Genomic DNA, 22,980 nt, shown 5'->3' with positions numbered 1-22,980 from the left:
GATTTGGTTACGGCTGATTTGAGGGCAATTCTCGACATAGCTGCCTAAAGTGTTCGCCCCGCGCTTCAAAACTCAAATACTGATCGAAACTGGCACAGGCGGGAGAAAGTAAGACAACTTTTGCCCGATACTGCTGCGCTAAGGAAATACTTTGATTTACGGCATTTTCCATGGTGTTAACAATTTGATAGTTATGATAATCGCGATCGCGTAATTTTTCGGCAAAAAGGTGCGCAGCTTCCCCAATCAATAAGACAAAGGCAGCATTAGCCTTAATACTATTAATCCAGGCAAGATCATCCCCTGTTTTATCCTGTCCTCCCGCAATCAAAATCACAGGTGCTTCGACGGAGTTTAAACCCACTTCCGCAGCATCATAATTAGTCGCTTTACTGTCGTTGATTAATTTAATGCCTTGATAAGTGCAGATATATTCCAGACGGTGTTCGACTCCAGGAAAAGAAGTTATCGTACTTGCGATCGCCTGTTTGTCTATTCCCGCTAATTTGGCTGCGGCGATCGCTAGCAAAAGATTTTGCAGATTATGCTCCCCTGGCATTTTAAACAACGCTACAGGGGCAATAAGTTCGTCAAAAGCAACAATCCAACCGTCTTCAATATATACGGCGACATGGCGATTATCTCTAAAACTATTTTTGCCTTTAATGCTTGTCCAGATTACGTCTGAACCAAATTCCACAGCAACAGTCTGTAAAAAGCGATCGTCTCCATTAATAATCTTGTGCCGACAGCGACGTATTAAAGAAGCTTTAATTTGATAGTAATTATCTAAAGAATAGTGGCGATTGAGATGATCGGGAGTAAGAGTTGTAAAAATACCAATTTGCGGTGCCAACTCTAACGAAGATTCAATCTGATAACTGCTCAATTCAGCAATAATCCAGTCAAAACTATGATCTGGGGCAGCAAAATTTTTAGCCAAATTTTTAATTGCTAATTCACAGGCAGCATTACCGATATTGCCACAGGCGGGAGCATTCAAACCTGCACTCTGAAAAATCGCAGCGATTAAAGCTGTGGTGGTAGTTTTACCATTAGTACCTGTAATACCCACCCAAGGAATCTGATTGAGGTAACGCCAAGCTAGTTCAATCTCCCCAATAGTTTCAATCTGCTGTTCCCTGGCGCTCTTCAGCGCTTGAATATCCCAAGGAACTCCTGGACTAACGACAATCAAATCAGGAGTATCTTCTGCTAAAATTTTACTGTCAAGCCTTACTGTGACTCCTTCTTGCTCCAACTCCATCTGAGATGCCTGCAACTGTTTGGCATTAGATCTTAATGCTACCTGTGCTGGTGTTGCCGAATCCACAATTGATACCTGCCAGCCATTTTTATTGAGTAATCTGGCAGCAGCAATTCCCGATCTTCCTAATCCAATAATTTCGCCAGTGGGCATAGAGTCTGTAAAGTAATAATTCCCATAGAATGTTAGCTTATTTTTTCACTCTAGAAAAAAAACAGCCCGATCTACCCGATCTAAAAGTCAAAATCAATTTATAGTAAAAGAGTATTTTGTCAAAAATTAAAATAAAGTAAAACATTGTGCCTCGTTTAATTTCAATTATTGTCGGTATTCTTATTGCTCTATCCAGCAGTCTCATCTTTTCTGCTCCTGCCTTTGCAGCGATTGGTTTAGATAATGGTCATTTGTCTGCTTGTCCTAGTTCACCTAACTGCGTTGTTAGTCAAGATGGCGATCTAGACCATATAATTGAGCCTATTGCTTATCAAGGCGATCGCACTACGGCAAAAGAAACTCTCTTGAAAGTACTGTCTGTTGTTCCTCGTACCAAAGTGATCGAAAATACTGATAACTATATTCACGCTGAGTCTACCAGTCGTATTTTTAAGTTTGTCGATGATGCTGAATTTTATTTTCCTGAAGATCAAAACATCATTCAGGTTAGATCTGCTGCGCGGGTAGGTGAATCAGACTTGGGCGTTAATCGCCGACGGATTGAGCAAATTCGCCTGGCAATGGAAGATTTGGGTAATTAATGATTACTAATTACTGATTACTGATTACTGATTACTGAATTACGGGGATTAATTTTTGGCATTGGTAAATAGAGGTAGGATTTTTAATTTGGCTGCAAGCTAGTTAAATCAAAAGAGCTAAAAGCTAATAGCTAATAGCTGAAAGCTGCGAACCGAGACACTTTGTAAATCATACATTCAATTACCAACGCCTAATTTTTTTGTAGCCGATGAAAACAGAACTTTCTCCCAAACAGATTAGTAAACTTACAAGGTTGCGTCGTGTTAGTAGAATCTTGGATAATGCGATCGCCATTCCTGGCACTAAGATCAGTTTTGGGTTAGATCCCATTTTAGGTTTAATTCCTGGAGGTGGTGATACCATCACAGGTGGCATTGCTGCCTATATTGTGGTTGAAGCTGCCAGAATGGGCGTTCCTCGCGAGATTTTGGGAAAAATGGTCGGCAATATTTTGATTGATTCTTTTGCTGGTACTGTCCCTGTGGTGGGGGATTTATTCGATTTAGGTTGGAAAGCTAACGTTAAAAATCTGGAATTATTAGAAAAGCATCTCGATCTGACAAAATCGAGTAAAAGCGATCGCTTATTTATTTTTGGCTTAATTCTTGTGCTTGCCTTAATCGTCGTGGGATTCGCCGTAATTACTTTTTTCACCGTCACTTGGTTTTGGCATCTGATAACTAACTAATTTAATTAATGTTCAGCAAGAAAATTTACTCTAAAGCTTTAAATCTTTAATATCCAAACTATTGAACATGGATTTTACTACTGTATTGCCTACTTTTATCGTTACACTGCGGGAAGGATTTGAGGCAGCCTTAGTCGTCGGTATCGTCATGGCTTGTTTGAAGAAAGCAAATCAAACGCAATTATATCGCTGGGTTTATTTAGGAATATTTGCGGGAATTATTGCCAGTATCGCCGTAGGCTTGCTCTTGACAGGGGTAATTTCGGGAGTCGAGACGGCGGGAGGGATTTATGCACCCGCAGTTAAGGAACTGTTAGAAGGGATCTTTGGGGTAGTGGCGATCGCCATGTTAAGTTGGATGCTGCTGTGGATGACTAAACAGGCAAAATCTCTCAAAGGAGAGGTTGAAGGGGCAATTACTTCAGCTTTAGGCAACGAAAATTCTGGTAAGGCTGTTTTTCTCTTAATTTTTATTGCGGTAGTCCGAGAAGGCTTTGAGACGGTGTTGTTTATCTTGGCAAAATTTCAGCAGGATTGGACTTTACCCACTCTTGGTGCGATCGCTGGTTTAACCGTAGCTGCGTTAATGGGAATTGCTCTATTTTCCTTGGGAGTAAGAATTAATATTCGCTTATTCTTTCAGGTGATGGGAGTATTTTTACTATTAATTGTTGGTGGTTTGGTCATGGGTGCGCTTAAGCACTTTGATGCTGCATTAGGGTTAATCTCTCAGCTATCGGCTCATAACTGGTGTTTAGGTGTTAATGATTCTTGCATTTTGGGCGCTCAGGTATGGGATGGCTCAAACATACTACCCGATCAAAAGTTTCCTGGAATTATTTTTAAAGCTTTATTTGGCTACCGACAGACTCTATATCTAGGGCAAATTGTTGCCTATTTTTCTTTCTTATTAGCCGTTGGAATAGCTTACTTTCAAAGTCTGGGAATTAAGTTATCACCTAACAAGCAATCTACTTCCGTTTAAAGTTATCAAAAAGCTATAAGCTAACGGTTTTCCCAGAATAAAAAAGTGCTATAGCAATACTAAACTTTAGGGCGTTTTTTAACTAAAGTCTATTTGCCCTAAAGGATTTACTAAAGTATTTGCGAAGCTTATCCTTTAGGACTAGCTACGCGTCGCCCTACGGTCACGAAGCTTATGCTAAAGCATGTTATACCCTTGTCTATCACGGATACACCTTCGGATATGGTACTAGCTACGCGTCGTCCTTTAGGACTACCTACTACCTACTACCTACTAACTACTACCTTCGAGCCGATTACTATTAATGTCCTAATCTAACTTTGTACGGCTATAGATGAAATTTATTGGGGTTGATTTTGGCTGGTCATCTGGTGCAAGCGGGTTATGCTGTCTAGAATGGCAACATAACACTTTAGAAATTCTCGATCTCACCACAATTTTAAACATTGAGGATATTTTGCACTGGATTGATTACCAGGCATTGGGGGAAATACCAGCTTTAATTGCTATTGATGCGCCGACAATCATCAATAATCATACAGGAATGAGATTAGCTGATAAGTTAACCCATAAATATTTTGGTCGCTATCATGCAGGCTGCTATCCCGCTAATCTAAATCTTAAATTTGCCCTGCGCACTACTGGTTTTAGTCAAAGTTTACTAGCTAAAAACTTTCAACACGCACCAACTATTGAGCCACAGCAGTTAGGCAGATACCAAATCGAAGTATTTCCCCATCCTGCCACAATTAATTTATTTGGGTTAGAAAAAATCTTAAAATACAAAAAGGGTAAATTAAGCGATCGCCGTAACGAGTTAATTAAATTACGAGGCTATATTACAAATATTTTGCCCAAGCTAGAACCTGCTCTTAGTCTATCTTCTTTAAATTATCTTCCTGCGATCGCCACCAAACAAACAGGCAAAGAATTAAAGGCGATCGAAGATCGCTTAGATAGCCTCCTCTGCGCCTATGTCGCTGCTCACTGGTGGTATTGGGGAGAAGCAAAAAATATCGTCTTGGGAAATATTGATACAGGCTTTATCGTCATTCCTCATCCTTCAATAGCTGAGCAACCCTGAAACATGGCACAATAAAATACGTTTAAAAATAAGCAATTATAGCCGTACGTAAAAACGTTAGGACATTTTTGAAATACTGCCTCTTACTACCTACTACCTACTACCTACTACCTACGAGTCGATCACCCTAATTGTCCTAATCTAACTTTGTACGACTATAACGGCAAGCTCACCTGTTTGATATACCAAGATTAATATGACTGCAACAATCCCCTCCCCTAAGAGAACTCGTCGCCAGGTTTTTCCCTTTACGGCTATTGTGGGACAAGAAGAGATGAAACTAGCTCTTTTGCTCAACGTAATCGATCCCAAAATTGGTGGGGTAATGATTATGGGCGATCGCGGTACAGGCAAATCCACCACTATTCGTGCTTTAGCCGATCTATTACCTGAAATTGATGTCGTAGCGGGCGATCCATTTAATAGCGATCCGCAAGATCCCGATCTCATGAGTGATGAAGTCAAGCAAAAGCTGGAACAGGGAGAAGCAATCGAGACTGTTAAGAAAAAAGTGCAGATGGTCGATTTACCCCTAGGTGCAACGGAGGATCGAGTATGTGGCACAATTGATATAGAAAAAGCGCTTGCTGAGGGAATTAAAGCCTTTGAACCTGGATTGCTCGCTAAAGCCAATCGTGGCATTCTGTATGTCGATGAGGTTAATCTTTTAGACGATCATCTAGTAGATGTACTGTTAGATTCCGCTGCTGGAGGCTGGAATACTGTAGAAAGGGAAGGAATTTCAATTCGTCACCCAGCACAATTTGTCATGGTTGGTTCGGGAAATCCAGAGGAAGGAGAATTACGTCCCCAGCTACTAGATCGCTTTGGTATGCACGCCGAGATCCGCACAGTAAAAGAACCAGATCTTAGAGTGCAAATTGTCGAACAAAGAAGCGACTTTGACGGTAATCCTGATGCTTTTAGTCAAAAGTATGATGCAGAACAATCAGCTTTACAAGCAAAAATCGTCCAGGCGCAGCAACTCTTACCTTCAGTGAAGCTGGATTATGATTTGCGGGTCAAAATTTCGGAGATCTGCTCAGAATTAGATGTAGATGGTTTGCGGGGTGATATTGTAACTAACCGTGCTGCTAAGGCGATCGCTGCTTTTGAAGGAAGGACTGAAGTTACAGTGGATGACATTCGCCGAGTGATTGTTTTATGTCTGCGCCATCGTTTACGTAAAGATCCCCTCGAATCAATTGATTCTGGTTATAAAGTGTCCAAATCTGTGGCTCGCGTATTCGGTCTAGAACTTGAAGAGTAAAATAAGCATAGTCGATTAAACTTTGAGCTTATGGCAGTAACCACAGAAAATCCAGGGGTAACTCAAATCGATCCGCAAGTTCCTTTAATTGAGCTTCGGGGAGTGAGCAAAGCATTTGGTAAGAATGTGATTCTCGATCGAGTGAATCTTAAAATTGCTCGACAAGAAGCATTAGTCATTATCGGCCCGTCTGGGACAGGAAAATCGACTATACTCCGCATGATTGCTGGGTTGATGCCAATTGACCAGGGAGCAATTTATATCAATGGTGAAAAACGCACAGGCTTAATTGAAGACCAAAGCGATCCCATTGGGATTAGTATGGTGTTTCAACAGGCTGCTTTATTTGATTCTCTGACTGTAGAGGAAAACGTTGGCTTTTTGCTTTACCAACACTCAAACCTGAATCGGCGTAGAATCAAAGAATTAGTTAATGAAAAGCTAGAAATGGTGGGTTTATCAGGCACTAATAACCGTTTTCCTGCTGAGTTATCAGGGGGGATGCGCAAGCGAGTTAGCTTTGCTCGTTCAATTATTTTTAACCCCGAAAATCCTCAAAGTAGACCAGAAATCGTGCTGTACGATGAACCCACCGCAGGTTTAGACCCGATCGCCTCGACTGTAATTGAAAATTTGGTGCGCGATTTACAATGTACAGTACGTGGCTGTGGCACCTACATTATGGTTAGTCATCAACACAGTACGATTCGTCGCACGGCAGATCGGATTGTTTTTCTCTACGATGGCAAAATACAATGGATTGGTACAGTCGAAGATATTGATACTACCGATAACCCCCTCGTAAGACAGTTTTTTAGCGGTAGCATAGATGGGCCCATTCACGTCACTTGATCGACGGTCTGACCAGGGCGATCTCTGACTACAATAGAATTAAATAATTAAGAGGAGTTGTATGCGATCGCGTACCTTAAGAGAGGGTTCAGTTGGGTTACTAATTATCTTGGGAATTTTGCTGTTTAGCGGATTAGCACTCTGGATTAGAGGTTTTTCATTCAGCAACAAAAGCTATCAAATTATTGCCGATTTTCCTGATGTCAACGGCATTAAAATTGGCGATGGTGTACGTTATAGAGGTTTACAGGTGGGTAGGATCGATGATATTCAGCCCAGTACCAATGGGGTGGATGTTGTGATTGAGATTAATTCTAACGAGCTGTTGATTCCTCGCGATGCAACCCTAGTAGCAAGAAGCTCAGGGCTAATTGGTAATACTTTTATTGACATTATTCCTCAATCCTCTTTAGCCGCCAATGTAGTTAATATGGATCCTGCTGGCTCAAATTGCGATTCTGACCAAATAATTTGTGATAATGCTCGGCTAAGGGGCGAAAAAGCCATTACCATAGACGATCTCTTGCCCTATACCTATCGTCTTAGTAGAGCTTACAGTACACCAGAATTTGTGGCGAAAGTAAACTCAACCGTAGAAAATACAGGGCTTGCTGCCTCAGAAGTTGCCAGTTTAACCAAAAACACGACGGCACTAGTCAATGAGCTACAGAAAGAGGTCAAGAATACTTCTCAAGAGTTGGTTACTACCGCTGAGGCTTTTCAAACCACTGCTAAACAAGTTAATCAATTAACTAAGGATGTCGAACAGCTAATTGCTCAAAATGAGTCTAATTTGACCAGTACTTTAGATAGTATTAGCACCACTAGCGATCGCCTTCAAACTTTAGTAGTTAAAATAGATAAAACAGTCGATGCTGCTGATACCAAAAAACTAGCGCGCAATCTCAACGAGTTGACTACGAACGCGGTAGTTGCTTCCAATAATCTCAAAAATATTACTGAAAGCTTTGGTAGCGATCGGGGTGTAGTTAGTCTACAGCAGACTTTAGATTCGGCTAGAGTAACTTTTGATAATGCGCAGAAAATTACCTCCGATCTGGAGTCGCTGACAGGAGATCCTGCCTTTCTCAAAAATGTTCGCGATCTGGTTAATGGCTTAGGTGGCTTAGTTTCCAGCACCGAACAGCTAGAGCAGCAAATTCAAACCAGCCAAGTAATTAAACCATTGCAGTCAGATAAATTTACCTCTGTTACTAAAAATCCTCCTAAAAAGTAGAAGAGTTTGCTTGTTCAAGTAAACTTAATAATTCTGATATTACGCACCTGCTAATTTACTCTATAGTTTTTACGTAGGGGTGTGGGGACTTGGGGCAATAATTATCTCCCCATCTCCCTATCTCCCTATCCAATACTTCTCGTTTAAGCTTTGTTATTGATTAGTTAAGTAGTAGGTAGTCCTAAAGGATAAGCTTCGCAAATAGGTAGTGAATAGTAGGTAGGGTTACTTGTTACTCGTTACTCGTTACTTTTCTAGCCTCATAGATTAATCCGCATTTGTTAAACGAGAAGTATTGTCTCCCTATCTCCCGACATAATTGTAATTACTAACTCTTCTATGGGTAACGTCAGTTAGCGTCAATAATGTGTTCCTGATTTACGATGATGAATCGCTGTAATACCATCAGGTTGTAGAACATTACCCTGTTGGGCGACAGCATAGAGCAACCAATGATCGCCACATTCTAAGCGGTTAGCTACCTGACATTCAACATAAGCCAAAGCATCCTTTAAGATCGGGCAACCATTACTAGCTTCCTCTGTAGCTACATCTGTAAAACGATCTTCTCCTGGAGCAAACGGCTTGAGAAAATGCTTCATCAAAGGAATATGTTTACCTTCGGGCAAAACATTAAGCACAAAGTTATTACCTTTAAATAAAAGAGATTCGATCGCTCTATCTTTCGCCACAGCCACAGTTAAACCAGGCGGATTAAAAGTAGCTTGGGATACCCAAGAAGCTAACATCGCCCCCGATACTTCCTCTTGTTTAGTGGTGACAATACACATTGAGCCTACCAGTCTACCAACAGCTTTAGCTGTACGATCTACATCAGAATCAATACCTTGAGCCTGTCTTACTTTTTGGCGATCGCGTCGAGCTTTTTTGAGGGCTTGGGCAAAGTCTGTACCCGCTTCCTCACAGGTTTTGAGTACCGCATCTGTAGGTGTGAACTTAATGCGGATCGGTTCAAACCCAAACTTATAACCTGCATTACGAAATTTATTTTCTAACAAGTCGACTGCTTCACCACTCCAGCCAAAAGAGCCAAATACCCCTGCTAGCTGAGTCTTAGCTGCATTTGCCAAAACAATCCCTAAAGCTGACTGAATCTGAGTTGGGGCATGTCCTCCCAGGGTAGGTGAACCCATAATAAAGCCCGCAGATTGCTCAATTGCCGTTTTGATTTCTTCTGGTTTGGCAGATTCAGCATTAATTGAATCTACCGCTACCCCTGCTTTGGTGATTCCTCTGGCGATCGCCTGAGCTATAGTGGCGGTGTTACCATAGGCAGAAGCATAAATTAAAGCCACCCGTGATTCAAGAGTATTCTGCTGTTGCGCCCAGGTGCGATAATCGGCTGTTAGCTCCATTAGGCTATATTTAACCAAAGAGCCGTGGCCTGTAGCGTAGACACGAGCAGGTTTAGCCGCCAGTTTATCCAGACTAATCATCATTTGTCGCGCGTGGGGGGCAATCAAACAATCAAAATAGTAGCGCCGATCTTCGCTGTCTACCGTCCAACCTTCATCAAAAACGCGATCGCCACACACATGACAACCAAATATTTTATCGGTATATAAAACTGCCGTTTGCGGATCGTAAGTACAAAGATGATCGGGGTAACGCGGGTTAGGAGTAGTCACAAACTCTAAAACATGACCTTGACCAAGATCGAGAGTATCTTCTCCCTTAATAATTTGCAGCTTTAATTCTGTATCAGGCAGAATTTTGGCTAGAGATATCGCACCAGGATTAGAACAAACAATGGTAATTTGGGGTGCAATGGCGAGTAAAGCTTTGAGAGTACCAGCGCGGTTAGGATTAATATGCCCTAACACGACATAATCAATCTGTTGCGGATCGATCCGAGCTTGCAGCGCATCCAGAAATATTTGCGTAAAAGATTCTCCTGGGGGGTCGAATAACGCTACCCGTTCTGCTTCAATTAAATAAGAATTAGCAGTAGTCCCTTTTTGGAGGGCGTATTCAATTTCAAATTTGAGTCGTGACCAAGTACGCGATCGCAACACGCGAGTATCAGCAGCGACGGGAAACACCTGGACATCCTGGGCTTTATTAGCAGAGGGCATAAATTTTATCGATTTTATCTTGACTATGCTTAAGTTTAAGTTTATCAAGAAGGCGCAACCCGAAGGACAAATAGCTCTATTGGAATGTCGATCATTATCTCGCCATAAATCAAGGGTACAATCCCACAGCCAAAGATCAATTTAGAAAGCTTTAAGGCGGTCAATAGACCTTTTGTGTTAGAATTTTTGAGTAATTTTTCATCACGCATCAATCACTAACGCTCTAAGGCTTTTTCGGAGAAATACATGACTACCACTTACGATGCCGATCAAATTCAGGTACTGGAGGGTTTAGAAGCAGTACGCAAACGTCCAGGGATGTATATTGGTTCAACAGGGCCCAAGGGACTGCATCACCTGGTATATGAGGTGGTGGACAACTCGATTGATGAGGCATTGGCTGGTTTTTGCACCCATATCGAAGTTGACATTAATCCCGATGGCTCAATCACGGTCACCGATGACGGACGGGGTATTCCCACAGGAATTCATTCTAAAACAGGCAAGTCTGCCCTGGAAACAGTAATGACAGTGCTGCACGCTGGAGGAAAATTTGGTGGTGACGGCAGTGGTTACAAGGTTTCTGGTGGTTTACATGGAGTCGGTGTATCGGTTGTTAATGCCCTGTCTAAATTAGTTGAGGTTACAGTCTGGCGCGACCAAAAGGTTCATCTGCAATCCTACCAACAGGGTAAACCTCAAGGTCAGTTAGAAGTGAAGCCGAACAAAGAACAGCCTAAACGCACGGGAACATCGGTTCATTTTATTCCTGATGATACCATCTTTACTGAAACCACTGTTTTTGAATATGATGTCTTGTCAAAACGGTTAAAAGAGTTAGCTTATCTCAATGCAGGGATTAAGATTACCTTCAGCGACAACCGTGGAGAAGAACAGCGTCAGGACACTTTTTGTTACGAGGGTGGGATCAAAGAGTATGTCGAATATATGAATCGCGACAAAGATGCTCTTCATGAGAATATTATTTATATCAACAAAGAGAAAAATGGCGTAACTGTAGAAGTAGCTTTGCAGTGGTGTATTGATGCCTATAGTGATAACCTGTTGGGCTTTGCTAACAACATCCGCACCATTGATGGTGGAACTCATCTAGAAGGATTGAAAACTGTCCTAACTAGAACCATGAATTCTTTTGCCCGTAAGCGCAACAAGCTGAAGGAAAGTGATTCTAACCTAGGGGGTGAAAATATCCGCGAGGGTTTAACGGGAGTTGTTTCGGTTAAAGTACCCGATCCTGAATTTGAAGGACAGACAAAAACCAAGCTAGGTAATACAGAAGTTCGCGGTATTGTTGATTCTCTGGTAGGAGAAGTCTTGAATGAATACCTAGAGTTTAATCTCAATGTAGGGGACTCGATTATTGAGAAGGCGGTGCAGTCTTTTAAAGCAGCCGAAGCCGCTCGTCATGCACGGGAATTAGTCCGCCGTAAATCTGTATTAGAATCTTCTCCTCTACCAGGAAAGCTCGCTGACTGTAGTTCTCGCGATCCTGAAGAGTCAGAGATCTTCCTGGTGGAAGGCGATTCAGCGGGGGGATGTTTTTCAGGAGATACAGAAGTAGCTTTAATAGATGGTCGCTCTCTCAGTTTTAAAGAGCTAGTAGCCGAGCAAGAAGCTGGTAAGCAAAATTTCTGCTACACAATTCGTCAAGATGGCAAAGTTGGGGTGGAAAAAATTATCAACGCTAGAGTTACCAAAAAAAATGCCGAGGTGATCAAAGTAACTCTTGATAATGGAGCAGAAATTATCTGTACTCCAGACCATCGTTTCTTATTACGCAACGGTACTTATAAAGCAGCAGCATCTTTGACAAGTAATGACTCTCTGATGCCACTGTATCGTAAACTTTCTGACATTCAGGAACCAGGTATCACCATTGATGGTTATGAAATGGTTTGGGATACTCGTTCTGATTCTTGGCTATTTACCCATACTATTGCTGATTGGTATAACCGTTGGCAGGGCGTTTATCAGCAAGAAGATGGTGAGCATTGTCATCATATTGATTTTAATAAGCTGAACAATAATCCTACTAATCTGCAAAGACTTTCTGCCTCAGAACATCTTGCCTTGCATCGAATTCAGATTGAAAAAACTCTTCATCGTCCTGAAGTAATCGAAAAGTGTCGACAAATTCGTCAAAGTGCCGAATTTCGTTCTAAAATGAGCGATCGCATGAAGCAGCCTAAAACCAGAGAATTGTTATCCCAACAGGCTAAAAAACAGTGGCAAGACGAAGCCTATAAAGCTTACATGATGCAAAAATGGCGAGAATTTTATGAAAGTAATGAAGCATATCGCCAACAAAATCGACAACACTTAGAACAAGCACAAAAAGAGTACTGGAGTGATGAAGCCAACAAATTAGCTCAAGCTGCCAGAACTAGTAAATATTTTGCTAATCACCCAGAAGCCAAACAAGAACTATCAGAAATTGCGCAAAAACAATGGCAAAATCAAGAGTTGTTAGCTTGGCGTCAAGCAAAAACCAAAGAACAGTGGACGGATGAGTTTCGTCAAAAACGTCGTGAAGCTTTAAATAAGACTTATTACCTTAAAACCCTTGAAGCCTTAAAACAGATTGAAATAGAACAAGGTAGTCTAGATTTAGAGACTTACCGTCAACATCGTCTTCAGACTAAGGATAAATCCTTGTTGAAATTCGATACTTTTACTACTCGCTACTTTGCTGGAGATCGAGAACAGGCTTATGAAGCAGTTGCCAACTATAACCACAGAGTTGTCAAAATCGAGCCTGTTACAGAAAGATATGATGTTTATGATATTGAAGTTCCCCATACTCATAACTTTGCTTTAGCTAGTGGTGTATTTGTTCATAACAGTGCTAAACAAGGACGCGATCGCCGTTTTCAAGCAATTTTGCCCCTAAGAGGTAAAATTATCAACATTGAAAAGACTGATGACAGCAAAATCTATAAGAACAATGAGATTCAGTCGATGATTACCGCCTTGGGGTTAGGTATCAAAGGAGATGAGTTCGATCCTTCCCAATTACGCTATCACCGCATTGTGATTATGACGGATGCTGACGTTGATGGAGCGCACATTAGAACTTTAATCTTAACCTTCTTCTTCCGTTATCAAAGGGCTTTAGTCGATCAGGGTTATATTTATATTGCCTGTCCCCCACTATATAAATTAGAACGGGGACGCAACCATCAATATTGCTATAGCGATCGCGAATTACAACAGCGCATTGCTGAATTTCCTGATAATGCCAACTATACGATCCAGCGATTCAAAGGTTTAGGTGAAATGATGCCCCAACAGCTTTGGGATACCACCATGAATCCTGCAACCCGTGCGATGAAACAGGTAGAGATCGATGATGCAGCTGAAGCCGATCGCATTTTTACTGTGTTGATGGGCGATCGCGTTGCTCCCAGAAGAGAATTTATTGAGACTCACGCACCCAACTTAAATCTCGATGATCTAGATATTTAACATTTCTAACGCAGGCGATTAGCTGCGTGCAGCCATAATTAGCTTTACTTAATAAAATGCTTAATCCCACAAATGCGATTAAGTGTTTTTTTATTGCGAAATGTAAACTTATGTACAATAACGGACTGATCGCGTCATTTTTGTTCTGTATAATTTTTGACGAATCAGATTATTATCGGCAATTGTGCTAAATAATAGTCTAATTTTATGACCCTGAAGCCTATACTAGAGCGCCATGACAGAAGATTTAGAAGATTTATCTGATTGAAGCATAGACCTTAGTATACTCTGCTTCGATTTAATTAATCTAAATTGACAAAATAATGAGCGATCATGCAGATCTCCCAATCAATCAAATATTGGCAGCTTTGCCCCCAGCTGAATATCGCCGTCTCGCTTCGCATCTAAAACAAGTTAATCTCATCAGTGGAGAAATTCTTTTAGAACCCAACGAACCGATTCGCAAAATTTATTTTCCCCAACGAGCCATGATCTCTCTCGTGTCTATTATGGTGGATGGTTCAACTACGGAGATCGGTTTAATTGGCAATGAAGGTATGATTGGTCTAACGGCCATTTTAGGTGGCTATTCCACCACCAGTAGAACCATAGTACAGATTTCTGGTTCAGCACTGGAAGTTCCAGCAGAAGTGGTGCTTGAAGAGTTTCAGCGAGGAGAAAAACTACAAAAGCTACTTTTGCTCTATACTCAAGCGTTGTTAACTCAGGTATCTCAAAGTGCTGCTTGCAATCGTCAGCATAATATTGAGGAAAGACTGGCGCGCTGGCTGCTTTCAGTTCAAGACTGCATCTTAAAAGATGAATTGCCATTAACTCAAGAATTTATTGCCAATATGTTAGGTACGCGCCGTTCTGGAGTTACCGTTGCCGCAGGTATTTTACAGCAAGCGGGCATAATTCGCTATAGCAGGGGTAAAATCACGATTCTCAGTCAACAGGCGTTAGAAGAAACAGCTTGTGAATGTTATCATCTGGTACAAAATGAATTTATTCGCCTGTTAGGTTCTCGTAGAGGTTAAACATTAGTACAATAACGTACTGACAACAAATATATTATTATGCATTAAATAAGTTAGATTAATATTATTATTCAGAAAAAGCTATCAAAGACAAACAGGAATCGTTAAAATCTTGCATACTTAAAGGTCGCTGCCCCCATTGCTTATCTAAAAAAATTGAGTATCGAGAATTTCTGACTAATCAAAGATTTGGGTTTAAGTGTCAAAACTGTAGTTGGCAGGACGAATTTTCGGTTGAAGAGTTAATGCTGTTTGCTCATCGTTGGGGTTAGCTACTTTATGCCAAATGCCTAGAACCTATAGCTTATAGCTTGAAGCTTTTGAATAAAATAATAATCTAGGTCTAAGTTTGACTATAATGATAGATTGTGAAACGTATTTTAAGGTAAATCATGGGTCGTAAGTGTACAATAACGGGCAAAAAAGCCAATAACGCGATGGCAGTGTCTCACTCGCACCGTCGGATCAAAAAATTGCAGGGTGTTAATCTGCAATGGAAAAGAGTATGGTGGGCGGAAGGTAATCGCTGGGTAAGATTACGTCTATCAACTAAAGCCATTAAGACTCTAGAAAAAAGAGGCATCGGTGCAATGGCGAAAGAAGCTGGGATTAATCTTAATCAATACTAAACCAACTTTGATTACAGTTAAAAAAACTGAATATAGCAAGTTTTAGCAGCCTCTTGACTAATGAGCGATCGCAAAGCGTATACCCATTCGGGTACGACGCGAAGGACGCGAAGCTAATCCTTTAGGACTAGTCCTTTAGGGCAAGGGCTTGGAGCCTAATCGCGATTATGGTCTTTTGGCTGCAATTTTATTACTAATGTTTTGACGATAAGCTAGCTTGATTGAGATGCAGCAATGGCGATCGCTTGAGGCAAAATCTGATGTTCCTGCACCTGTATCCTGGCATGAAGAGTATCTAGAGTATCATCCCTCAAGACTGGCACGGCAGCCTGCATGATAATCTCACCACTATCTACTTCTAGGCTGACTAAATGCACCGTACAGCCAGTGATCTTAACTTTTGCCTGCAACGCTTGTTCAATTGCTTTAATTCCCTTAAAACTAGGCAATAGACTAGGATGAATATTGATCACGCGGTTAGGATAGCCATCGAGCAAAACCTGAGTTGTAATTCTCATCCAGCCTGCCATGATTACCCAATCTACACCATAGGCTTTGAAAACAGCTACAATTTCGCGATCTAAATCTTCTCGGTTTTGATAAGCGCGATGATCGAGCAGTACAGTGGGAATATGATATTCTTCGGCTCGTTCCTTTACCTTGGCACAGGGTTTATTGTAAATCAAGACTTTGATCTCTGCGTTGAGTTTGCCATCAGCGATCGCTTTTGCCACTGCTGCAAAATTAGTTCCACTCCCAGAAGCCATTACCCCTAACTGAAGAGGAGATTTGACCTGAGATGAAGTTGAAAGATGGGGAGAAATTAACACTGCACCAGATTCGCAATTATTCTGGTTATTTTGTGTAACTGATTCGCTCATTAGTTTTAGCTTGACAGCCTATATTGGCTAAAGTTGTCGTTTTAGTCACTAATACTCTTAGCATGATTTAATCAGTAACTTCTCCAATTCCTCATCTTTCGATCTGCATTCTCCAAATTTACCAAAAAAAACTTTTAGGCTTCGGGCTTTAGCCTTTAGCTTTTAGCGGATTTAGATTACTTAACTAAATAGCTTATGGCTTATAGCTAGGGCAAAGCCCTTTACTGTAAACCCAACCAAGCCAGTAAACCTTTGCCTGTAGTGTATTCAATAATCAAAATTGCTGCAAAACCAATCATCGCTGCACGAGAGTTGAGGCGTTCGGCATAAGAGTTAAAACCGAACTTAGGATCTTCAAGATCGGGAGTTTGACTTGGTTTTATTTCGCTTTTCATGACTAAATCCTCTAGTTAAATTACATTTACAAATCTTTACTGATTTATTGTAATCGATTACTAGAGTTAAATTAATTAGACTCTGATTTCTGGTGATGTACTTCAATTACTGTATGCACATTGCCTCTGGGGGTAAAGTCGCCTTTTACCGTCGCTGACAAAGGATCGCAAGCTGCCACAAAATCATCGAGAATTTGATTGACTACTTCTTCATGGGGAATATAGCGATCGCGGTAGCTATTAATATACAGCTTTAAGCCTTTAAGCTCGACTACGGTTTGATCGGGGCAATAGGTAATATAGATCGTCGCAAAGTCAGGATAGCCCGAAAAAGGACATTTACAGGTAAATTCAGGCAGGGTAATACTAATATCGTATTTACGACCAATTCTGGGGTTGGGAAAGGTAATTAATTCCCCTTCGGCGATCGCTCTTTCGCCATATTTTAGCTCGTCGTCAGTTGTTGGTGATTGAGGAGTTGTAGTCATTTTAGGTTTAAGTAATGGTTGAGATTATAAGGAATTATCTCGCGCAAAGACGGACGCGAAGCTAATCCTTTAGGACAAAGACGCAAAGGGGTTAACATGTTTCCTCCATGGGATTATTATAGTGATGCGACTCGAACTGTTTTGGCTGATAGCCGATCGCTTTTACTTATAGCGTACTAGGTTAACGCGATAGCGCTCTTTCTTGGTTACAGATACCTCGCCGATTTCTAATCTACCTTTCCCCCGTACGGCAATTAAATCCCCTGCTTTGACGTTGTAGCTAGATTGGGTAATTTCTTTCCAGTTGACACGGACATCTTTATGAGAGATAGCGTCTGCCATTTTACTACGAGATATGCCAAAACCTGCTGAAGCGATCGCATCTAAACGCATTGAGGCTTCTACAGTAGTCATTTCTTTTTTTTGTGGTGGGCGAATTTTTAACTCGCTAAAGTCGATCTGTTGAGTTTTCACCGCTACAGATCTTACTTGCGTTAAGGAAGAGGTTAAAAAGTCTACCATTTCGGGAACAACTATCGCCTGTGCGCCTCTTTCACCCAAAACAATGATATCTCCTACCTTATCTCGGACAATACCTGTACCTAACAGCGAACCTAAAAAGTCTCTATGGGTAGCAGGATCGAATAGGAAGTTACCCGCAATATCCAAAGCAGCTAGGGGAATTTGAGATTCATCTAGAGGAAGATCGGGGCGAGATAAGGCAATTCGCTGTCTTTCTGCTTGAGGATAGCCACCCCAAGGTAAAGCTTCAATTTCGGTGAGATTTTGCAAAAGTGACTCTACTTCTGCCAGTACGGGGGGAGATAAAAAATCAGTAACGACTACCTCCCAATTTTTAATTGCTTGCTCGGCTCGATCGATTACGCGGGAAATCTCTGCTTTATTTTCTACACGCTTTAATAATTCTTCTCGCTTCATTGTCGATCTAATTTCCTTAATTAATCTGTAGAACCATCTAGTAGCATAACTAGTTGTCCTGCCAATAATTAATTAATTTAACAAACTTAGGCGATGGATCGAGATCCATTTTTGGCGATCGCTACTTCACTGTCAATTAAATCTTTAAGTACTAAATACTTTCAACCCATTCATAAAATTCAATTTCCTCCGCCTCACACTTTTGACAGGTTTTGCACTCTTCTGTCGTTGGCGATTTTTGCACTAAACCCTGAGTAATTAACCCGTTAAGCATCGCGCTAAGAGTTTCTCCATCAACTTGTAGATAAAGCTTCATTTCTGCTAAGGATACGCGACGAAAATCATAAACAAAATCTTGTAGTTCCTTTAAATTCATGTTAAAACCTCAATTAAAACTTTACTTAAAAATTACCAAGTAATTTCAGGTTGAAATTATCGCTACAATTCTAAATTTTGTTTTAATATTTGAGGTAGAAATTATCGATCCTTTTACATTGTGATACGTTTCTTAATCAAGGCTACAAAAATTGCAATTAACTTTTGCTGATTATTTAGTTGATTAATAATTTCAAACATTTTGATAAATTTGTTGTTCTCGGTTGATAAATATTTCCGCCAAAGCTTGATAGGCTTCGCTCCAGGCAGTCATAACTTCTGGCGTTGCTGCATCTCCCAAGACATCTTGAATTGCTTGTAATAAACACTCCCCGACGACGGGATATTGTTCTGGTAAAACTTGGGTAGCTACATGACGATGAGCAATTTTATCCACTGCTGTTTTTAAGGCTCCGAGATTGTCGATTTGAGTTGCGTAGGCATAGACTGCGGTTGCCAGTTTAGCTGGTTGAGTACCATTAGCCTGTGCCGACATATCAAACTGCGCTTTAACTTCGGGGTGATTCTCAAACATGATTTCATACATCCGAGAGGTAATAGTTTTACCATGTTCTTTAATAATAGGAGCGGTAGATTTAACAATATCAATCGTGTGCTGACTGATTGCCTGAGTCATAAGAATTTACTTTGAGAAAGTGAGGGTGAATACTAGCTACTAATTTTAATACCGTATCTCCTGGCTAAAATTTAGTCTCAGTAAAGAGTTGTTATGATTTAGAGTAGCGATCGCGTATACACTCGTAAACATGATTGGGTTAAGCGCTCGCAATTCTCGATCTGCCTGAGCTGAAAAATATAGCTTTTTGTATTTAATTTGTATTTAAACTAAAATTGTCTTGGTTTTCTAGGAGTAAGATTGAATGAGCGATCGCCTTGGAATGATCTGTGGTTTCTTAGGTGGCACAATTGTTGCTGTTGATTCAGGGTATAAAATTTTCCCGCACCCAAAACCAGAGAAAATCTATAACCGATTGAGTGACGCTAAGTGGTTTCTGGCATTGAGATGGTGCGATAGTCTTAACGTTCCCGCAAGTATTATTAACAACACTGGCGAGCTGGCTTTTTTGAATCAGATTGTGCTGGAAATGGGAGAAGAAAACTTTATTCCGCAGCAATATAGATTAGAGATTTTTGCCTTGTGTTTATCTCTACAACCCAATGAAACGATAACCTATAAAGCACCTTTTAATCATCACACTTTAGAGATCCAGGCTTTAGAAATAGATCCTCGCTATGGAAAAGTAGCTCTAGTTAGAGAAATTGCTTAATTTTACGTTTTGGATGTTCCTGGTTAGATAAGTCAGATTTTGGCAGATCTGGCGATCGCATTTTAAATAAATTCAACTTTGCCCAACATATTAGGTTGAACTAGAGAAGAAGTGTTTGCTCGTAACTTTTTAATATATTCTTCGTCTTCTTTAATATGTTGTCTAATTTCTTCAAGATGATCGTGATAATAAGCTAAGGCAGCATACACATCAGACAAGTTAATAGTAGAGTAGCTGGAAACGATTTCATCTGGTGACATACCCATTTTTTCATGCCAGATGACAATATCTTGCACCTTAATGCGATGTCCCGCAATACAGGTTTTCCTCCACAAGTATCAGGAGTTATTTCAATATGTTCTGTAATTACGGGTAACTGAGGCATTAAATTGTAGGGTATTAAATATTTTTCATTTTAGTACAGGCAATGTTTTCTATACTTCAATTATTCTCTGAAGTTAGACAAAAACAAAGGGATACTCAGATAGAGCGATCGCCTTGTAATTAGATTTCAATTTGAGATTTAGCTAATTTAATCAACAGTCTCAATGCTTCGTTGACTGATTGAGCGTTAGGGAATGCTTGAGCAACATCAGGTTCTAACAAGATCGAGTTTGTTCCTTGACGATAACGTTCTGTATATTTACCTTTAACTCCTCTTGGAAGTTGAGCTAAATCGTATTCGGGACGTAATTCATCGTCCATTTCTTTATTATTATCCCACTCGAATTCCATACATTTAAAATAACAAATTGCGATTACACTCTAGTAAAAAGCGATCGCTTTGAATATTTTCAAGTAGAGCGATCTTTTTGTAATTAGATCTCAAATTGAACTAGATATTAAGCCAATTGCCGATCGCACTAGGAAGAGGCAAGATAATGACAATCAATAAAGCTAAAGCAAATAAGCCCAGTAAATCGCGTTTATTGTCTAGTTCAGTTACATCATTTAAGGCAGGTTGATCGACTAGGGGAATTAGCCACATGATAATTGTCCAAACCCAAAAATAAGGATGAATTAGAGCAAAAAGTAAGGCGAGGATACGCGCAATTTGACCAACGGCGATCGCCATCTTTTGACCAAAAACCGCGTGCATAATATGACCTCCATCTAACTGTCCAATCGGCATCAAATTGATAGCGGTAATAAATAAACCGACACATCCCGCCATTGCTAAAGGATGTAGCCGAATACCCATTTCGGGTATTAAAGCTGAACCCAAAGCTAGTTTTGCCAACAGGCTGAGCAAAAAGGAGAGGCGCGGATCTTGAGCCTGAATATCAAACGCCGATGATTCTTTGAGGGGAACAACTTCTGAGAGGGATAATCCCCAGAGCAATACAGGAACAATTACCACTAGACTTGATAAACAACTTATAATTGCCGTATCAAATAGAGCTTTACGATTAGGCATCGGCGATCGCCTTTGCAAAATTGCCCCTAAAGTGCCTAAAGAAAAGCTATCTAGTAAAAAGGGAAACGGAATAAAATAGGGCAGAGTTGTGCGAATTTTATAGTGAAGCGCCATAAAATAGTGGCTAAACTTTTGAATGGCAATAATTAACAGCAAAGGTAAACTATAGCTCAGTCCCCGAACTAAAGATTGAGGATTCGACCAAATATCTTCAGCGGATGAACCATCAATTGTGACCCCCGCAACTGTAGTTGTTAACAAAGTGATCAAAAATAGCAACAGGGCAAATCCCAGGCGTACATCATTCTGCACCATTCCTTGTTCGCTCGCTTTGGCTTCAGGATTGGGAACTAGGGCAAAAAAGGGCTTACCTTTAAAGCTTTCTTGAAAAATCAGGAAAAAGCGATCGCCAAAAGCCTGCTCAACATTGTCTTTAATCTCGTCGTAGGCTTTGTCGGGAATAGTTTTGAGGGTGCCACGACAAAAGATTGCTTGGGGGCGATAATCGATGTTTTGGAGATAATAAATATTCCAGGGAAAACAGTTACGTAAAGTTGTTTCTTCCTGACTATTAATTGGACGGGGTGGGATTGTCGGCAACACTTCTTCCATGATCGGGGTTTTTTGCTCTTGAGGATCGGCTGATGTTTTATTTTTATTACTCATATCCTCGATCTTGCCTCGCTGAACTAACCAACCATATAGCACAGGACAGACAATCAAAGGCACCAGGTAAACTAGAAAAGGCAAAGGCTGTGATTCACCAAAAATATAAGTCCAAGCAGTCCAAATAAAGGATGGCATCATAATTACCAACCAACATAACCAAACAGGAGTAGTGGTTTTATGCTTGATGCTGCGATCGACTATCAAGTAGGCGATGGGGCTTAAAAGAATTAAAACTAACCAGAGTTTCATAAACAAACATTCCGAATCTGTTTTGAGGATTCTTGCTCAATTATTATTTTGGACTGTAGATTGAGTATAAGAATATAAAATACAAGTGCAATTAAACAATTATTTAAATTACCTTTAGTTGATAGAATGCCCCAAAACTTGACAGAAATAACCGCTAGTCCTGGTAACACTAAAATTCCCCGCCTCATTGTGCCAGGAATATTTGCGTTTACACCTAATCGAGATACTTTAGGTGCTACATCTTATTTAATTGTAGATAAAATTGGCAATATTCTCTTCGATTGTCCTGCTTGGAATGAAGTCAATCAGGAATTTATCCAGTCTCAGGGAGGAATTCAGGCGTTAATTATTAGTCATCGAGGAGGCATTGGTAAGCATGTTCTACAAATGCAGCAGTCTTGGGGTTGCCAAGTAATTGTTCAAGAGCAAGAAGCTTACCTTTTGCCAGAGGTGGAGGTAACATCCTTTGCTGGGAGTTTGACTATTAGCCCAGATTTAGAATTAATTTGGACTCCTGGACATTCTCCTGGCTCTAGCTGCCTTTACTATCGACAACAGGGCGGAATATTATTTACAGGAAGACATTTACTACCCAAATCTCCAGCGGAAATTGTTCCCTTACGAACTGCCAAAACTTTCCACTGGAGGCGACAGTTAAATAGTATTGCTGATTTACGCGATCGCTTTGACTCTAAAACCCTTAAATATATTATGCCTGGGGCAAACACAGGCTACCTGCGCGGACAAGGCTATCTAGACAACGCCTATGAACAATTGTCTCAATTAGATTTAATGGCATTACGCTCTACAGAAGCAATTTAAACTAATTACTGATTATTAATTACTGATTGCTGATCGCTCATTGTTCGCTGCTCATTGTTCACTGTT

At 40.6% G+C, this 22,980-nt stretch carries 23 protein-coding genes; 12 read left to right on the top strand and 11 right to left on the bottom strand.

Annotated features, from left to right (window positions below):
- Window positions 1-7 precede the first annotated feature (7 nt).
- Window positions 8-1,420 carry a UDP-N-acetylmuramoyl-L-alanine--D-glutamate ligase gene (locus tag KME09_23780; GenBank protein ID MBW4536956.1) on the bottom strand — a complete coding sequence of 471 codons (1,413 nt, stop codon included), beginning with the start codon at window positions 1,418-1,420 and terminating at the stop codon, window positions 8-10.
- A 146-nt stretch (window positions 1,421-1,566) separates the two neighbouring features.
- On the opposite strand from KME09_23780, the gene KME09_23775 reads away from it, so the two are divergent.
- The 7 genes from KME09_23775 to KME09_23745 all read left to right on the top strand — a co-directional run bounded on the left by KME09_23775 (window position 1,567) and on the right by KME09_23745 (window position 8,139).
- Window positions 1,567-2,022, top strand: coding sequence for a DUF1499 domain-containing protein (locus KME09_23775; protein MBW4536955.1), 456 nt, complete (start codon window positions 1,567-1,569; stop codon window positions 2,020-2,022).
- A 209-nt stretch (window positions 2,023-2,231) separates the two neighbouring features.
- Entirely contained in the window at window positions 2,232-2,711 is a 480-nt protein-coding gene (locus KME09_23770) for a DUF4112 domain-containing protein (protein ID MBW4536954.1), read from the top strand.
- Window positions 2,712-2,778: 67 nt separating this feature from the next.
- The gene (locus KME09_23765) at window positions 2,779-3,696 is read left to right on the top strand and encodes an FTR1 family protein (protein MBW4536953.1); all 918 of its coding nucleotides are present in this window, start codon (window positions 2,779-2,781) and stop codon (window positions 3,694-3,696) included.
- 334 nt (window positions 3,697-4,030) lie between these two features.
- Window positions 4,031-4,780 (top strand): DUF429 domain-containing protein, encoded by a 750-nt coding sequence (locus KME09_23760; GenBank protein ID MBW4536952.1) that lies wholly within the window; start codon window positions 4,031-4,033, stop codon window positions 4,778-4,780.
- A 196-nt stretch (window positions 4,781-4,976) separates the two neighbouring features.
- The gene (bchI, locus tag KME09_23755) at window positions 4,977-6,050 is read left to right on the top strand and encodes a magnesium chelatase ATPase subunit I (protein MBW4536951.1); all 1,074 of its coding nucleotides are present in this window, start codon (window positions 4,977-4,979) and stop codon (window positions 6,048-6,050) included.
- Window positions 6,051-6,080: 30 nt separating this feature from the next.
- Window positions 6,081-6,902, top strand: coding sequence for an ABC transporter ATP-binding protein (locus tag KME09_23750; GenBank protein ID MBW4536950.1), 822 nt, complete (start codon window positions 6,081-6,083; stop codon window positions 6,900-6,902).
- Between the two features lie 61 nt (window positions 6,903-6,963).
- A complete protein-coding gene (locus tag KME09_23745) occupies window positions 6,964-8,139 on the top strand; it encodes an MCE family protein (protein ID MBW4536949.1) in 1,176 nt (391 codons plus the stop codon).
- A gap of 359 nt (window positions 8,140-8,498) precedes the next feature.
- Here KME09_23745 and KME09_23740 read toward each other — a convergent pair whose 3' ends face one another.
- Window positions 8,499-10,235: a diflavin flavoprotein gene (locus KME09_23740; GenBank protein ID MBW4536948.1), complete on the bottom strand. Its 1,737-nt coding sequence runs from the start codon at window positions 10,233-10,235 to the stop codon at window positions 8,499-8,501.
- Between the two features lie 246 nt (window positions 10,236-10,481).
- On the opposite strand from KME09_23740, the gene gyrB reads away from it, so the two are divergent.
- The 3 genes from gyrB (at window position 10,482) to rpmB (ending at window position 15,390) form a co-directional block, all read left to right on the top strand.
- On the top strand, window positions 10,482-13,721 hold the full coding sequence (gene gyrB / locus KME09_23735; protein ID MBW4536947.1) for a DNA topoisomerase (ATP-hydrolyzing) subunit B: 3,240 nt from the start codon (window positions 10,482-10,484) through the stop codon (window positions 13,719-13,721).
- Window positions 13,722-14,044: 323 nt separating this feature from the next.
- The gene (locus KME09_23730; protein MBW4536946.1) at window positions 14,045-14,761 is read left to right on the top strand and encodes a Crp/Fnr family transcriptional regulator; all 717 of its coding nucleotides are present in this window, start codon (window positions 14,045-14,047) and stop codon (window positions 14,759-14,761) included.
- Window positions 14,762-15,153: 392 nt separating this feature from the next.
- Complete coding sequence (gene rpmB / locus KME09_23725) at window positions 15,154-15,390, top strand: 50S ribosomal protein L28 (protein MBW4536945.1); 237 nt, start codon at window positions 15,154-15,156, stop codon at window positions 15,388-15,390.
- 212 nt (window positions 15,391-15,602) lie between these two features.
- Here the strand turns inward: rpmB and KME09_23720 are convergent, their stop codons facing one another.
- The 6 genes from KME09_23720 to KME09_23695 form a co-directional block, all read right to left on the bottom strand.
- Window positions 15,603-16,271, bottom strand: coding sequence for a phosphoribosylglycinamide formyltransferase (locus tag KME09_23720; protein ID MBW4536944.1), 669 nt, complete (start codon window positions 16,269-16,271; stop codon window positions 15,603-15,605).
- A 221-nt stretch (window positions 16,272-16,492) separates the two neighbouring features.
- Window positions 16,493-16,666 (bottom strand): hypothetical protein, encoded by a 174-nt coding sequence (locus KME09_23715; GenBank protein ID MBW4536943.1) that lies wholly within the window; start codon window positions 16,664-16,666, stop codon window positions 16,493-16,495.
- 71 nt (window positions 16,667-16,737) lie between these two features.
- Window positions 16,738-17,154, bottom strand: a complete 417-nt coding sequence (gene queF, locus KME09_23710) for a preQ(1) synthase (GenBank protein MBW4536942.1) — start codon at window positions 17,152-17,154, stop codon at window positions 16,738-16,740.
- Between the two features lie 162 nt (window positions 17,155-17,316).
- Window positions 17,317-18,093, bottom strand: coding sequence for a photosystem II S4 domain protein (locus tag KME09_23705; protein MBW4536941.1), 777 nt, complete (start codon window positions 18,091-18,093; stop codon window positions 17,317-17,319).
- Window positions 18,094-18,244: 151 nt separating this feature from the next.
- Complete coding sequence (locus KME09_23700) at window positions 18,245-18,469, bottom strand: FeoC-like transcriptional regulator (GenBank protein ID MBW4536940.1); 225 nt, start codon at window positions 18,467-18,469, stop codon at window positions 18,245-18,247.
- A gap of 192 nt (window positions 18,470-18,661) precedes the next feature.
- Window positions 18,662-19,093: a bacitracin resistance protein BacA gene (locus tag KME09_23695; GenBank protein ID MBW4536939.1), complete on the bottom strand. Its 432-nt coding sequence runs from the start codon at window positions 19,091-19,093 to the stop codon at window positions 18,662-18,664.
- Between the two features lie 256 nt (window positions 19,094-19,349).
- Here KME09_23695 and KME09_23690 point away from each other — a divergent pair, with 256 nt between their 5' ends.
- Complete coding sequence (locus tag KME09_23690; GenBank protein ID MBW4536938.1) at window positions 19,350-19,757, top strand: hypothetical protein; 408 nt, start codon at window positions 19,350-19,352, stop codon at window positions 19,755-19,757.
- Between the two features lie 62 nt (window positions 19,758-19,819).
- Here the strand turns inward: KME09_23690 and KME09_23685 are convergent, their stop codons facing one another.
- From KME09_23685 to KME09_23675, 3 genes are all read right to left on the bottom strand, one after another.
- Window positions 19,820-20,092, bottom strand: a complete 273-nt coding sequence (locus KME09_23685) for a DUF433 domain-containing protein (GenBank protein ID MBW4536937.1) — start codon at window positions 20,090-20,092, stop codon at window positions 19,820-19,822.
- Window positions 20,093-20,261: 169 nt separating this feature from the next.
- Window positions 20,262-20,492, bottom strand: coding sequence for a hypothetical protein (locus tag KME09_23680; protein MBW4536936.1), 231 nt, complete (start codon window positions 20,490-20,492; stop codon window positions 20,262-20,264).
- A gap of 100 nt (window positions 20,493-20,592) precedes the next feature.
- The gene (locus KME09_23675) at window positions 20,593-22,092 is read right to left on the bottom strand and encodes a site-2 protease family protein (GenBank protein MBW4536935.1); all 1,500 of its coding nucleotides are present in this window, start codon (window positions 22,090-22,092) and stop codon (window positions 20,593-20,595) included.
- A gap of 126 nt (window positions 22,093-22,218) precedes the next feature.
- On the opposite strand from KME09_23675, the gene KME09_23670 reads away from it, so the two are divergent.
- The gene (locus tag KME09_23670; protein ID MBW4536934.1) at window positions 22,219-22,914 is read left to right on the top strand and encodes an MBL fold metallo-hydrolase; all 696 of its coding nucleotides are present in this window, start codon (window positions 22,219-22,221) and stop codon (window positions 22,912-22,914) included.
- Window positions 22,915-22,980 lie beyond the last annotated feature (66 nt).

Origin of the sequence: Pleurocapsa minor HA4230-MV1 (genome assembly GCA_019359095.1) — a bacterium.
In the GTDB taxonomy this organism is placed as follows: domain Bacteria; phylum Cyanobacteriota; class Cyanobacteriia; order Cyanobacteriales; family Xenococcaceae; genus Waterburya; species Waterburya minor.
This window is presented reverse-complemented; position numbering and strand designations above follow the sequence as displayed.

Excerpts from the sequence above, each read along its gene's own strand:
- KME09_23675 (MBW4536935.1), bottom strand. The coding sequence starts at position 22,092 with ATGAAACTCTGGTTAGTTTTAATTCTTTTAAGCCCCATCGCCTACTTG.
- KME09_23730 (MBW4536946.1), top strand. The coding sequence starts at position 14,045 with ATGAGCGATCATGCAGATCTCCCAATCAATCAAATATTGGCAGCTTTG.
- KME09_23680 (MBW4536936.1), bottom strand. The coding sequence starts at position 20,492 with ATGGAATTCGAGTGGGATAATAATAAAGAAATGGACGATGAATTACGT.
- rpmB (MBW4536945.1), top strand. The coding sequence starts at position 15,154 with ATGGGTCGTAAGTGTACAATAACGGGCAAAAAAGCCAATAACGCGATG.
- KME09_23760 (MBW4536952.1), top strand. The coding sequence starts at position 4,031 with ATGAAATTTATTGGGGTTGATTTTGGCTGGTCATCTGGTGCAAGCGGG.
- KME09_23720 (MBW4536944.1), bottom strand. The coding sequence starts at position 16,271 with ATGAGCGAATCAGTTACACAAAATAACCAGAATAATTGCGAATCTGGT.
- KME09_23715 (MBW4536943.1), bottom strand. The coding sequence starts at position 16,666 with ATGAAAAGCGAAATAAAACCAAGTCAAACTCCCGATCTTGAAGATCCT.
- KME09_23765 (MBW4536953.1), top strand. The coding sequence starts at position 2,779 with ATGGATTTTACTACTGTATTGCCTACTTTTATCGTTACACTGCGGGAA.
- KME09_23780 (MBW4536956.1), bottom strand. The coding sequence starts at position 1,420 with ATGCCCACTGGCGAAATTATTGGATTAGGAAGATCGGGAATTGCTGCT.
- bchI (MBW4536951.1), top strand. The coding sequence starts at position 4,977 with ATGACTGCAACAATCCCCTCCCCTAAGAGAACTCGTCGCCAGGTTTTT.
- KME09_23770 (MBW4536954.1), top strand. The coding sequence starts at position 2,232 with ATGAAAACAGAACTTTCTCCCAAACAGATTAGTAAACTTACAAGGTTG.
- KME09_23750 (MBW4536950.1), top strand. The coding sequence starts at position 6,081 with ATGGCAGTAACCACAGAAAATCCAGGGGTAACTCAAATCGATCCGCAA.
- queF (MBW4536942.1), bottom strand. The coding sequence starts at position 17,154 with ATGACTACAACTCCTCAATCACCAACAACTGACGACGAGCTAAAATAT.
- KME09_23705 (MBW4536941.1), bottom strand. The coding sequence starts at position 18,093 with ATGAAGCGAGAAGAATTATTAAAGCGTGTAGAAAATAAAGCAGAGATT.
- KME09_23745 (MBW4536949.1), top strand. The coding sequence starts at position 6,964 with ATGCGATCGCGTACCTTAAGAGAGGGTTCAGTTGGGTTACTAATTATC.
- KME09_23740 (MBW4536948.1), bottom strand. The coding sequence starts at position 10,235 with ATGCCCTCTGCTAATAAAGCCCAGGATGTCCAGGTGTTTCCCGTCGCT.
- KME09_23670 (MBW4536934.1), top strand. The coding sequence starts at position 22,219 with ATGCCCCAAAACTTGACAGAAATAACCGCTAGTCCTGGTAACACTAAA.
- KME09_23700 (MBW4536940.1), bottom strand. The coding sequence starts at position 18,469 with ATGAATTTAAAGGAACTACAAGATTTTGTTTATGATTTTCGTCGCGTA.
- gyrB (MBW4536947.1), top strand. The coding sequence starts at position 10,482 with ATGACTACCACTTACGATGCCGATCAAATTCAGGTACTGGAGGGTTTA.
- KME09_23690 (MBW4536938.1), top strand. The coding sequence starts at position 19,350 with ATGAGCGATCGCCTTGGAATGATCTGTGGTTTCTTAGGTGGCACAATT.